The sequence below is a fragment of the Acidisoma sp. C75 genome (assembly GCF_054665095.1).
This window is the reverse complement of sequence record NZ_BAAFHD010000008.1, coordinates 62,333-75,153: the sequence shown is the minus strand read 5'-3', so window position 1 is coordinate 75,153 and position 12,821 is coordinate 62,333. Positions and strand designations below refer to the sequence as shown.

The 12,821-nt window shown below is 66.2% G+C and carries 9 protein-coding genes and 1 pseudogene; 2 read left to right on the top strand and 8 right to left on the bottom strand.

Translation table 11 applies throughout. From position 1 onward, the window contains the following. Entirely contained in the window at nt 1–1,254 is a 1,254-nt protein-coding gene (locus ACYQ7X_RS11905) for a hypothetical protein (RefSeq protein ID WP_459697249.1), read from the bottom strand. Nucleotides 1,255–1,338: 84 nt separating this feature from the next. Then, entirely contained in the window at nt 1,339–3,237 is a 1,899-nt protein-coding gene (locus tag ACYQ7X_RS11900) for a type VI secretion system Vgr family protein (protein WP_459697248.1), read from the bottom strand. A 675-nt stretch (nt 3,238–3,912) separates the two neighbouring features. Between ACYQ7X_RS11900 and ACYQ7X_RS11895 the strand changes: the two are divergent. Then, a pseudogene (locus ACYQ7X_RS11895) lies at nt 3,913–4,102 on the top strand (transposase); the annotation flags it as partial. A 2-nt stretch (nt 4,103–4,104) separates the two neighbouring features. On the opposite strand, the gene guaA reads toward ACYQ7X_RS11895, so the two are convergent. The 5 genes from guaA to ACYQ7X_RS11870 form a co-directional block, all read right to left on the bottom strand. Then, a complete protein-coding gene (gene guaA, locus ACYQ7X_RS11890; RefSeq protein ID WP_459697247.1) occupies nt 4,105–5,676 on the bottom strand; it encodes a glutamine-hydrolyzing GMP synthase in 1,572 nt (523 codons plus the stop codon). A 236-nt stretch (nt 5,677–5,912) separates the two neighbouring features. Continuing rightward, nucleotides 5,913–6,431 (bottom strand): N-acetyltransferase family protein, encoded by a 519-nt coding sequence (locus ACYQ7X_RS11885; protein WP_459697246.1) that lies wholly within the window; start codon nt 6,429–6,431, stop codon nt 5,913–5,915. After that, complete coding sequence (locus ACYQ7X_RS11880) at nt 6,428–7,714, bottom strand: RsmB/NOP family class I SAM-dependent RNA methyltransferase (protein ID WP_459697245.1); 1,287 nt, start codon at nt 7,712–7,714, stop codon at nt 6,428–6,430. Before ACYQ7X_RS11880 ends, ACYQ7X_RS11885 begins: the two co-directional genes overlap by 4 nt. Before the next feature lie 9 nt (nt 7,715–7,723). Continuing rightward, nucleotides 7,724–9,259 (bottom strand): IMP dehydrogenase, encoded by a 1,536-nt coding sequence (gene guaB, locus ACYQ7X_RS11875; protein ID WP_459697244.1) that lies wholly within the window; start codon nt 9,257–9,259, stop codon nt 7,724–7,726. 94 nt (nt 9,260–9,353) lie between these two features. Beyond that, nucleotides 9,354–10,277 (bottom strand): DMT family transporter, encoded by a 924-nt coding sequence (locus tag ACYQ7X_RS11870; RefSeq protein WP_459697243.1) that lies wholly within the window; start codon nt 10,275–10,277, stop codon nt 9,354–9,356. 106 nt (nt 10,278–10,383) lie between these two features. Between ACYQ7X_RS11870 and ACYQ7X_RS11865 the strand changes: the two genes are divergently transcribed. Next, entirely contained in the window at nt 10,384–10,908 is a 525-nt protein-coding gene (locus ACYQ7X_RS11865; protein ID WP_459697242.1) for a carbohydrate porin, read from the top strand. A 47-nt stretch (nt 10,909–10,955) separates the two neighbouring features. Here the strand turns inward: ACYQ7X_RS11865 and ACYQ7X_RS11860 are convergent, their stop codons facing one another. Further along, nucleotides 10,956–12,599 carry a Hint domain-containing protein gene (locus ACYQ7X_RS11860; RefSeq protein WP_459697241.1) on the bottom strand — a complete coding sequence of 548 codons (1,644 nt, stop codon included), beginning with the start codon at nt 12,597–12,599 and terminating at the stop codon, nt 10,956–10,958. Nucleotides 12,600–12,821 lie beyond the last annotated feature (222 nt).

The window sequence follows — 12,821 nt, the reverse complement described above, 5'->3', positions numbered from 1 at the left end:
TCATGCCCCCGCCTGGATGTTCAAGGCATGGACCTTGCGCATGAACTCGCCCGAGCCCCAGACGCTGAGATTGCCCTGGATGTTGACATCGCCTGTAATCATCACCCCTCCCAGTGCCGAGATGCTCACTTTCCCCGCGGGGTTGATTTCGATCACCGTAACGCCCGCGCGATTGGCGATCTTCACGCCCGTCGCATCCACCGTAATCTTGTGGGCAATGCCATCGATCGTGATCCCTGCTGGCGGATCCCTGCTCAGCACCGGCGCCGCATTGGCTGAGAGATTGATGCCGAGCTTGCCGACGGTCAGCGCCGCCGTGCCATAGGCATTCGGCCGCGCCGGCACCGCAGGGGGCACTCCGTTCGGCCCTTCCGGCTGTGCCGGAACGCCGGGCAAGCCCGCACCGGCGGCCAGCACCACCTTACCTGCCGCGCCGGCCGAGGCAGCTATGCCCTCTTTTGTTACCGAGAAGGTCGGCTCCAACAGGATCGCGTTCTCGAGCAAGGGCGCGTGAACCTTGTCATACTGGTAGCCGCACCAGCCGACCAGGGCTTCTGCCACGAGTGTCGGCGCGGTCGCCAGACCCAGGGCGACGACGCTGCCGATGCCGTCGATCTGCCGGTCATAGGAAGGCTTGGCGGCGCTACTCTCGCTCTGCCCGGCATCCTTCGCCTTCTGCTTGTTGGCATTATACTCGTCGTCGTATTTCTTCTCGGCCGCCTGCTCGGCCGCCGCGGTATCGTCGAGATTGATCGGCGCGCCTGTCTTTGGCAGAGGCAGATCCGGCCAAAGCTCGAAAAGCGCGTTCGCCGCGGTGACGCCGAGCGAAAGATAGGCCGCTGCCGCCGCTTGCGTTTCGAAGGCTGTCTTGACCAAGGCCCCGCTGGTCGCCCGGTTGCCGATCACAAAATCCTTTGTGAAGAACTGCGACGAGCCGGAGCCGAGGCTGCTGTCCGACCCCGTCATGTTGCCGTTCGTGCCGAGGGTGTAATCCGGCAGGATCGCGTCGATCTTGTCGAGTTTCGGCCCTTTGAACGCCTGCGGCCGGCCCTTCAGCGTTAAAGTCGCGCCGAGCTTGTAGGCAAAGCCGAGCAGCCCGAAACTCAGCGCGACGCTTGAGGACAGGGATATGCCGTAGCTCAAGGAATGGCTGAACTTGTAGTCGAGGGATCCCGAATAGGCGACCGAAGGGGTATAGCTCACCTTGCCGCTGTAGATGTTCGTCTTCCAGCTCAGCTCTTTGAAATCGGGCATCGGTCTTCCCTATCGGTGAGGTTTCTGATCTGCGCGGCGGCTCCCGCCTGCGACGGCCGCGGGGGCCACCGCAGAGCGGCGCGCTCAATCGAGCACGATTTCGGTCTGGCGGCCGCTTTGCACGATCACCGTGGACGTGCCGCCGACGAAGATGCGCCGATGGCCGCCGATCACCTCGGTGTGGTTGCCAGCGGTGGTGATGGTGCGATTGCCGGGCGTGTAGCAGAACATGCCGGCATAATCGCCGCTCGACAGGGCGAAGCCGCGGAATTCGACCTTCCCGGCGCCGAAGGCAGGATCGGCGATGATCCGCCGCTCGATATCCGATGTGGAGGCGACATCGCCGATACGCAGGTAATGCGGCAGGCTGACGCCATAGGCGGGTATCGTGAAGGCGGTAAAGACCTCGTCCGCGCTGAACGCCGGGATGCCGCCCGCCAGGCTTGGGCGCGTGCCGCCCGCCGCCTGCCGCGCCTCATCCGCCGCCGATGGCTTGCCGGGGCCATCGTTCATCACCATCGAGATCCCTGAGGGCGTGCGAACCACGTTCTGCACCTGGTTGCTCTTGGTCACCGGGCTTGTTATCTCAGGGTTCGGCAGCGCGCCCATGATGAAGGGGCGGTCTGGGTCTCCGCCCATCCAGCCGATCATCACCTCGGTCTTGTCGGGCAAGGGGAAATGCATGCCGGTGCCGCCCGGGCCGCCATAGGGCTGGGCCATGCGCAGATAGGGCGAGCCCTCGAAACGGTCGGTCTTGTCGTTGTTAAGCGTGATCGAGACCTTGTAGCGCCCCTGCGCGTCCAGGATCGCGCGGCCATCCTCCCCCTCCCCCGCCTCGACCTTGGCCGGGCTCACCCCCGTCATGACCGGGCGCGGCGTCTCCCGCGGGCTGCGATAGGGGACGGAAGCGGGGATCGCCCGCAGACGGTTCTGGTAACCCCTCTCTTCCGACCGCTGCTCGGCGAAAGCCCCGGCCACCGGCTGGTTGGCCAAATGGGACACCATGATGGGCAGGTAGGACTGGTTGAAGGACGGGCGGAAATACATGTCGAACGCGAAGAAGAAGCCGGGAGCCAGGAAGGGGGATGTCGTCACGAAATCGAACTGGTCACGCTCCGCCCCGATCGCTTCGGCGCGCGCTTGGGCGAAGGTCCGCCCCTCCTCCGCGGTCGCGAAATAGGTCTTGACCTCATGCACCCGTCCGGCGCCGCCCTTCGGCACATCGGCCTGGGCGGTCAATTCAACATGCGGCGTCTCATAGTTGTAGGTTTTGAGATGGATGCCCTTGGCGACGGTGCGCAGCTGGCGGCGAACCGAGAGGACGGATGCCTGCTTCTGCGCCGTCTGCGTTCCCGTCCGGTCGAAAGAGAGAACGCGGTCAGCCCCCTGTTGGGGGCAGAGGCTCGAAGCATCGGTAAAGACCACCCGCTCATGCCCACTCGCCTGCTCGAAATAGTAGAAGATTCCCCAATGTTCCAGCAACCGGTGCAGGAAATCGAGATCGGTCTCATCCGATTGCAGCCAGAAATCGCGCTGCGGATAGGCCTCCTCCTTGAAGAAGCGGAAGGACCAGTCGGTCTGCATCAGCCCCGCCGCCTCCGGCTCCGAAAGCAGCGCCCGGACCACATCAGCGACCGAGAGGGCAGTGCGGGTGCCGAAGGTACGAAAGTGGGTTGAATGCGCAAGAAGCGCAAGGCGCGGCATGAGCGTGAAGCGATAGGCGTAGAAATCGCCCGCCGCCTCGGTCGATTCCTCGGCCGCGACAATGAGACCATGGATAAGGCGTTGATCCTCTCCGCGCCGCAGGCCAAGGCGCGCCGGGCGGAGCAAAAGCGCCTCGAGAGAGAGGGCGGGATCGGTCGAAACCGTGTCAATCTCGAACCGATAGGGCCGCGTCAGCCGCTCTTCCCCTTCGAGCCGCGCGACGCGCAGAGCGGTGGGCGCGAGGCCTTCGATCTCCAGATCCAGCGTGACCGGCAGCATAGACGCCTCCCTCCAGGCTTCGCATCCTTCGGGAGGGCCAGACACAGCAGGTCATCCCGCACGGGTTTGAGTAACAGATACCGCGCATAGCCGCGCTGTCCAATCCGTTAAAACTCCGCAGTTATTGCGCAAGCGCGATGGGTACGGGCCGCCCCGCATGGGGCGCGGAGCAGCGAGGCCGGATTCACTGCCGGGAGCGAAGCCTCTTCTCGCCCTCCGCCAGCTGCATAATATTTAGGCTTCTCGCTTACGACCGTCGCGTTTTTTGTTTCTGAACAGCGAACCGCGCCAGAAGCGACCCATTCATGGGCATAATGGGCAGTTGCGCCTCGCTCAGCCCCCGTGCGTGCCGGCTAAACCTCTTCGCCGCCTGGTCATCGGTCAACGCTTGGCACCGCTGCCGCTCGCCTGCCGTAAGCCGCCTCGCAACCGCTTGTCTCGTGCCCGAGCGTGATAGTGTGTGATTGACACAACCCCTCTCTATCGGACTTCTGCGGGTCACGACTGAACTCTATGGACCGATGGCCCAAGCGAGCTTGCAAGGCGCGCTGCTGGCGATCTCGGCAGTCGTATCCCGAGAGGGGGTAGGTTCTGGATGAGGTCGTCGCGGGAGATGATCCGGTAAGATCTGGTTGCTGACACCAGCCCAAAACCGAAGGCCTCGATGACCGAGGTATGATGAACGTCCGAGACCTTGTCGAAAAGGCCCCCTGATACGGACCTTCTGCGCGAGATGAGCAGTTTTGCGGCAGAGCGCCTGGTGGAAATGGAGGTCGGCGCGATGACGGGGGCGGCCCAGCGCGAAACCGGCCCGGACCTGCTCCTCCGACGCAATGGCTGTCGGCATCGGGATTGGCAGACGCGGGATCACTCCCACTCGATTGTGCCGGGCGGCTTGCTGGTGATGTCGTAAGTGACCCGGTTGATGCCGCGGACCTCGTTGACGATGCGGTTTGCGACGCGGCTGAGGAAGCTCATCTCGAAGGGATAGACATCGGCCGTCATGCCGTCCGTGCTCGTCACCGCTCTGAGCGCGCAGGCGAGATCATAGGTGCGGCCATCACCCATCACACCTACGCTGCGCACCGGCAGGAGCACGGCGAAAGCCTGCCAGATCGCGTCATAGAGATTGGCGAGCCGCAATTCCTCGAGGAAGATCGCATCCGCCCGGCGCAGCAGCGCGAGCTTCTCGCCCGTGATCGCGCCCGGGATGCGGATCGCGAGCCCAGGCCCCGGGAAGGGATGACGGCCCACCATGCGCTGCGGCAGGCCGAGTTCGAGCCCGAGCTTGCGCACCTCGTCCTTGAACAGTTCACGCAACGGCTCCACCAGTTGCATGCGCATCCGCGCCGGCAACCCGCCGACGTTGTGGTGGGATTTGATCGTCACCGAAGGGCCGCCGGTAAAGCTCACGCTCTCGATCACATCCGGGTAGAGCGTCCCTTGGGCGAGGAAATCGGCGCCGCCGAGCTTCGTCGCCTCCTCCTCGAAGACATCAATGAAGAGCCCGCCGATGATCTTGCGCTTGCGCTCCGGATCGTCCACGCCATCCAGCGCGCCGAGAAACATCGCCGACGCATCGCGATGGATGAGATTGATGTTGAAACGGTCACGAAAAACGGAAACAACCTCTTCCGCCTCGCGCTCACGCAGGAGGCCGTGATCGACGAAGATGCAGGTGAGCTGATCACCGATCGCCTCATGGATGAGCGCAGCCGCCACGGCGGAATCGACGCCGCCGGAAAGCCCGCAGATCACCCGCCCCTGCCCCACCTGCTTGCGGATGGCGGCGATCTGCGTCTGTCGGAAGCTCGCCATCGTCCAATCCCCCGCGCAGCCGGCCACGCGGTGGGTGAAGTTGCGGATGATCGCACTGCCATGCGGTGTATGCGCAACCTCGGGGTGGAATTGCAGGCCGAAGAGCCGGCGCTCATCATGCGCAATCACGGCGAAGGGCGCGCCGTCGCTGGTGCCGACCACACGGAAGCCGGGCGGTATCTTTGTCACCCGGTCGCCATGGCTCATCCACACCTGCTCGCGCGCGCCGACCTGCCATTCCGCTTCCCCGATGCCCTCGAAGAGCGCGCAAGCCTCCCGCACCTCGACATAGGCGCGGCCGAACTCGCGATGATCGTGCCCTTCCACCAGGCCGCCCAGTTGCGCGCACATCGCCTGCTGGCCGTAGCAGATGCCGAGCACGGGCACGCCGAGTTCGAAGACGACCTCCGGCACGCGTGGGGATACCGCCTCCGTTACCGAGGCGGGGCCGCCCGAGAGGATGATGCCACGCGGGGCGTAATCGGCGATCTTTTGCGGATCGGTATTGAAGGGCCAGATTTCGGAATAGACGCCGCTCTCGCGCACGCGCCGGGCGATCAGCTGCGTGAACTGGCTGCCGAAATCGAGGATGAGGATGCGGTCTGCGGTGATCTGTGCCATGGCGTGATATGAACCGAGGCTCAGGGCGAAGCAAGACCGTTCGACGCAAATCTGCCCCAAAGGCGAGCCCGCCGGGCGCTCCCCCTGCTCAAGCAAAGGCCGCGGCGTTACTTGCCCAAGGTGGCGCGCAGCGAGGCGAGACAGCCGCCGCGCCAAGCAGAGCTAACGCCCCGGCGGCGGAGATCTTTCGCCCCGTCTTGGCGAAGGCCAGCGCGGCTGCCCCGCCCGCGCGCCCGCTAAGCTTCCGGCGCCAGCAGGCGGGTCAACGGTGCCCAGAGATAAGCGGTCTGCGCCAAGGCGACGCCGCCCACGCGCACCTCCCCCTCGGCGACGCGCTGGCCGCCGAGACGCTCGTAGAACCAGCGGCTCGGATTCTCGCTCAAGACCCAGAGGAAGGTGTCTGCCGCGCCCGCCGCCGCCAGGCTTTCAGCGGCCGCCCGCATCAAGGCGCGGCCGAAGCCCTGGTCTCGATAATCGTCCAGCACATAGAGGGTTTCGATCTCGCTCCCGGCGAAGGGCTGGCGGGGCCGGGTGCTCGCGGTCACGAAACCCACCACGCTCTCCTCGGCCACGGCCACGTGCAGGATATGGCCGCGGCGAACGAGGTGGTCATACTGAGCGGCATGGCGGGCTGGGGAAAGCGCGGTCAGCGTCCAATCCGGCAGGATGCCGGCATAGGCGCTCCGCCAGGCCGCCACATGCACGGCGCCGATTTGGGTGGCATCCTCGCGCCGCGCGGGGCGGACGGTGCTCACCGCCGTTCGAGCAGGGCGGCGAAGAAGCCGTCCGTCCCGTGCCGGGCAGGGGTGAGGCGGAGCATCCCATCCGGGGCGAGGCTGCGGAGCGCCTCATCCTCGGGCGAGACCTGCGCGAAATCAGGATGCACGGCGAGGAAGCGGCTCACCTGCGCCTCATTCTCGGCCGGCAGGATGGAGCAGGTGGCATAGACCATCCGGCCGCCGACCTTGAGGAAGCGGGCGGCGTCAGCCAGGATCGCCGCCTGTTTCTGGAGCAGTTCGGCGAGATCCGCCTCCGTCAGCCGCGCCCGCGCATCGGGGTTGCGCCGCCAGGTGCCGGTGCCGGTGCAGGGCGCATCGACCAGCACGCGGTCATAGGTCTCACGCCGCCGCTTAGCCCATTTGCCATCGCCATCGGCCAGCAGATGCTGCTCGGCATTATGCACGCCCGCCCGCCGCAGGCGCCGCACCGCCCCTTCCAGGCGTGGGGCGGAAGTATCGCAGGCAAGGATATGGCCCTTGTTCTGCATCATCATGGCGAGCGCCAGCGTCTTGCCGCCGGCGCCGGCGCAATAGTCGAGCACACGCTGGCCGGGGCGCGGCGCTGTGAGCAGGGCGACGAGCTGGCTGCCCTCGTCCTGAATTTCCACCAGCCCGCTCTGGAAGGCTTCGCCGGTCACCACCGGGCGGCGGCCTTCGATGCGCAGGCTCCAGGGGCTGAGCGTGCCGGGCCGCGCCTCGATCCCTTCGGCCGCGAGCGCAGCCACCGCCTGCTGCCGCGTGCAGCGCAGCAGGTTCACCCGCAGATCGAGCGGGGCGGGGCTCAGCATGGCGGCAAGCTCCCGCTCCGTCTCACCCCCGAAGCGGGCGGTGAGTGCCGGCATGATCCAGTCCGGCACCTCGGAGCGCACCGCCTCCGGCATGGCCGGATGCAGGATGGTGTGGCCCTTGAGGCGGCGGAGGGTCTCGACCTCGGCGCCGTCCAGCGGCTCCGCCGCATAGCGGCCGCCGGAGAAGAGCGCGACGACATCGCCGTAGTCCTGCCCTTGCAGCACGAAGGACGCGGCGGCCAGCAGCCGCGCGGAGACCGCGCCCTGCGCCCGCTCGATCCACCAGGCAAGCCGCCGCCGCTGGCGCAGGACCGACCAGACGGTTTCGGAGACCGCGCGCCGGTCCCCGCCGCCGATATAGCGGCGGGCACGGAAGAAATCATTGGCGACGGCATCGGCCGGCTTGCGGGGCGCGGCGTCGATCGCCTCGATCAGCGCGATCGCGGCGGCAAAGCGGGCGGAAGGTGTCACGGTGCGGGGTCAGTCGCGCCGGTAGTTCGGCGCTTCGCGCGTGATCGTCACGTCATGGACATGGCTTTCGCGCAGGCCCGCATTGGTGACGCGGCGGAATCGCGCGCTTCGTTGCAACTCGGCAATCTCGGGGCTGCCAGCATAGCCCATGCCGGCGCGAAGCCCGCCCACCAGCTGATGCACCACCGCCGAGACCGGCCCCTTATAGGCGACCTGGCCTTCGATGCCTTCCGGCACCAGCTTGAGCTGGTCCTTGATGTCCTGCTGGAAGTAGCGGTCTGCCGAGCCGCGCGCCATGGCGCCGATCGAGCCCATGCCGCGATAGGCCTTGTAGCTGCGGCCCTGGTAGAGAAACACCTCTCCCGGCGCCTCGTCGGTGCCGGCGAGCAGGCTGCCGATCATCACCGCGCTCGCCCCGGCTGCAATCGCCTTGACCACATCGCCCGAAGTGCGGATGCCGCCATCGGCGATCGCCGGCACGCCGAGCGCGCGACAAGCGGCAGCGGTCTCCAGCACGGCGGTGAACTGCGGCACGCCGACACCGGCCACCACGCGCGTCGTGCAGATGCTGCCCGGCCCGATGCCGACCTTCACCGCATCCGCCCCGGAATCGATGAGCGCCTCGGCGCCATCCGGCGTCGCGACATTGCCGGCCACCACCTCGACCGCGTTGGAGAAGCGCTTGATGGTCTCGACCGAGCCCATCACCCCGCGCGAATGGCCATGCGCGGTATCGACCACGATCACATCGACACCGGCGGCGATGAGCGCCCGCGCCCGCGCCTCGCCATCCGCGCCGACGCCGGTTGCCGCCGCCACGCGCAGCCGCCCCATCGCATCCTTATTGGCCAGCGGATAGGCTTCCGCCTTGTCCATATCCTTGACGGTGATGAGGCCGACGCAGCGATAGGCATCGTCCACCACCAGCAGCTTCTCGATCCGGTGCTTGTGAAGGAGCGCGCGCGCCTGCTCGGACTTCGCACCTTCGACGACGGTGATGAGCCGGTCATGCGTCATGAGGTCGGAGACGCGCTGCCCAGGATCGGTCGCGAAGCGCACATCGCGGTTGGTGAGGATGCCGACGAGCTTGCCCGTCCCCCGCTCCACCACGGGAATGCCGCTGATGCGGTTCGCCGTCATCAGGGCGCGGGCATCGGCGAGCGTCGCATCCGGATGGATCGTCACCGGATCGACGACCATGCCGGATTCGAAGCGCTTGACGCGCCGCACCTGCGCCGCCTGCTCCTCGATCGAGAGGTTCTTGTGGATGACGCCAATGCCGCCGAGCTGGGCCATGGCGATCGCCATCGCGCTCTCGGTCACCGTATCCATGGCGGCGGCGGCGATCGGGATATTGAGGGGGATGTTCCTGGTGAAGCGCGAGGCGGTGCTCACGCTCGCCGGCAGCACTTGCGAGTAGTTCGGTACCAGCAGCACATCGTCGAAGGCCAGGGCCTCTTCCACCGGTGGCCGCGTCACCACCTGCCGGCGGATATCCAGGGATTGCTCGATCGCACTTTCGGGGGTCAGATCACTGGATGCCATGGCTCTCATTCACCTGCGCTTGCGAAACCTTGGCGCTGCCGGATACTCCGGCCTTTGCCGCGGTGCAAGAAAAGGGTGCGCGCAGCAGCCCTGCTCAGGCGGACGCAGCGCGGCGGAACAGCCGGAAGATCCGCCCGTCGATGCCGAGCAGGCCAAGGGCGATCAGCGCCATGCCGGCGCATTCATTCGCCGCCAGATCCTCTCCCAGAAACACGCGGCCTAGCAGGCAGGCGCTGACCGGGATGAGCAGCGTGACGAGGGAACTGTTCACCGCACCGCCCACGGCCAGGATGTGGAAGAACAGGATATAGGCGAGCGCGGTAGAGAGGACAGCGAGGCCCAGGATCGCGAGAATCGTGCCCTCCCCGGGCAGCGCCATGTGCCACGGCGCATCCACCAGCAGCACCAGCGGCAGGGACATGCAGGCGCTCGCCGTTGTCTGACCAAAGGCGCCCAGCACCGGCGGCACGCCCATGCGGCGGAAGCGCCGGCCGAAGACGCCCGCGATGCCGTAGGAGAAGGCGGCCCCGAGGCAGGCGAACATAGGCAGCAGCGATGGTCCGTGCTGCGCCATCAGCCCGCCACCAATCAGCACCGCCACGCCCGCGAAGCCAAGCAGGATGCCGCCCAGCTTGGCGATCGAGAGCTTCTCGTCGGCTGTCAGCAGATGGGCAGCGATGAGTGAGAAGATCGGCGTCGTGGCGTTGAGGATCGAAGCAAGACCGCCGGCAATCTCAGTCTGCCCCCAGAAAAGCAGGGTGAAGGGAATGAGGTTGTTGAGCAGCCCCATGCCGAAGAAGGCAAGCCAGATCCCCGGCGCGCGGGGAAAGGCCATACCGCGCAGCCGCAGATAGAGACCAAGGGCGACCGCCGCGAGCGCGACCCGGCAGAAGACCAAGGTGAGCGGCGGCACCCCGCGCAGCGCGATTTTCGCAAAGAAGAATGAACCGCCCCAGAGCACCGAAAGCACCAACAAGATCCCCCAATCGCGCACTCGCATGCCGAGATGTCTGTCCATGAACCTCATCTCCTCGTCCCTGTGTGCTGGCGCCAGTGTGGTCGATCGGCGAAAGGCTTGCTCGCCGTGCCCGGCCATCATCCTCGCCCTGTGCCGGGGCTGGGGGATGAGCGCCCGCCTCACCTCGGCGCGAGCAAGACGCTGGCGCGGCCGGCACCGCAAGCGACAGCTTTCGACAGCTTTCGACAGCTTTTCAAACCGTGAGCATCTGTTCGGCGATTGGGGCGGCATCCGCACCGATCTCGGCCGCCTCGGCATCAACCTCCTGCTCGATGACACATCGGAGACGGCGGGTAATGTCGCCGGCGGCACGCGCCGGGCGCTCGATTATGCCGATCAGCGGGCGCTCGAAGTCGATATCGACTGGCAGAAGCTCGCCGGCATGAGCTGCTGGTGCAGGAAATCTACGGCGCGGGCGGAGATGTCTCCGTCCATCTCCTTCAGCAATGGCGCGACCGGGGTGCAGACCAACGAGGAGGTGCTGGAGGCGAACTACGATATCCACGCCTTTCGCGGCGCCTATCGCGGCATCAATCTCATGCCGGATTTCCAATACGTCATCCACCCCAACGCCCAGAGCGGCATCCCGAATGCGGTGGTGCCCGGCCTCAAGGCGCATGTGGAATTGTGAAACCGTGCCGGGCCCGGCGCCTGCGCTGAGGGCCCGGCACGCCTGCTTCAGGCGGCGTCGCGCTGCTCGCGGGCGATGGAGACCACCGTCAGCTCAATGAAGGCGGCGCCCTCGGTCAGCACAAGGCCGGCGCCGTCGGTCCAGCGCCAACCCGTTTCCGCGCCGTGCCAGCCGGCGGTGAGCGCCGGGCCCGCGAGATCGACCGGCGCGCCATCCCGCAGAATTTCCGAGATCGCGGCGCCGAGGAGCCGGCTATCGCCGCCCATGCGGGCTGCGGGCGAGCGGAGGCGGAGCGCCACCATGCCGGGGATGATGGCGATGCGAACGCTGCCTTCCTCCGGCAGCCAGACGGTCTGCACCGCCGCATATTCAAGGCCAGCGCGCAGCTCGGCCAGGGCCTGGCCTTCCTCAAGGAGCGGCAGGCAGGGCTCGGTCGGCGGCAGGGCGGCAACCTCAACGCGGTCGTTCTGGAAGAGGATGCGGCTGTTATCGTCGCGGAAGGTCTCCGCCGGCGCGCCCTCGGCCAGGATCACGTCATGCGTTGCGAGTTCGACATGGAAATAGGGGATCTCGGCATGGCCGCTCTCCCGCCGGATGGTGGCGCCGTTGACCAGGCTTTCCGCCCGCACGAGATGCCCCTTGAGGACCATGCAGTGATCAGGCGAGACGAGCAGGTCGCGTCGCGGCAGCCCGCGGCCGAGCGAGCCCGCGGTGAAGCGGATCGGCTGTGGCACGCGGCCGGAGGTCACGAAGGGGCCGCTCAGCACGCGATGGCCGATCCACTGCACCGGCCGGGCCGCGCCGGCCGCGTTGAGCACGAGATCGCCGACCTTGAGGGTTTCGACCGCAACCTCGCCCTGCGGTGTCGCGATCATCGTGCCGGCGAGGAAGCAGGGTGCGCTGCCGTTGTAGGAGAAGTAGCCGCCGTGGTTGACGAAATCCGCCAGCACGGTGCCGGGCGCCAGCGTCACGTCGCCGCTGAGGGTCGTGGTGTATTGCCCGTAATGCGTATCGATAAGGCTGTACGTGCCGTCGCCATTGGCCTTCAGCTCGAGTTGATCGCCCCCGGCGTAGATCCGATCGCCATAGCCGAGATTGGCGATCTGGGTGATGCCGTTACCCTGCGAGACGTTGTCATAGTTCGGCACCGTGAGCGTGTTCTGCGAATTGCCGCCATGCCCCGAAGCCAGGAAAGTGATCGTGCCGGCAAAACCCCCATCCGTCAGCGTGGCCGAAGCGTCGTTCAGCAAAAGCGTGCCCGAGCCCGCGACATTCCCCACCGTGAAGCCAGTATCACCGGTCAGCGCGAGGGTCTGGCCGGCATTGATCGTGGCCGTATTGCCGGAATTGAAGGTGCCGCCGGAGATCGTCGCCGTGCCGGCACCGACCATCGAGAAGCCGCCGTTCGAGCCCACCATCGTGCCGTGACCGAGCTTCAGCGTGGCGCCGGCGGACGGGTTCAAGAGATTGACGTACAATGTGCCGTTCGTCAGCGTCGGGTTGCTGCCCGGCGCGATGTTCAACTGGTTGATGGATTGAAAGGAGTTCAGGTCGATGGTCGGCGAGCCGGATATATTCACCGTGCCGTCACCTTCGAGCGTCGGATAGCCGAAATCCGTGCCGCTGGCGCTCCAGTTCGAGGGATCATCCCAACGCCCGTTATGAGCATCGCCGGTCCAGGTCCAAGGCATCGCGTGAAGATCCTTTACGAAATAACTAACTTCGTATCGGCGTTACCAAAAGAAGATGAACAGAACCATTCCGCGAAGGGCTTAGGTAACTTCGCCCGAGGCGCGACATTCTTGTTAATACTTTAGAAATAAATGACCCGCCCGTGACTAAGGCGGGATGTCATTGCGATATGCCCACGATCTGCCCGGAACAAGGCATTTCTTCGGGATCGCGCCTCATCC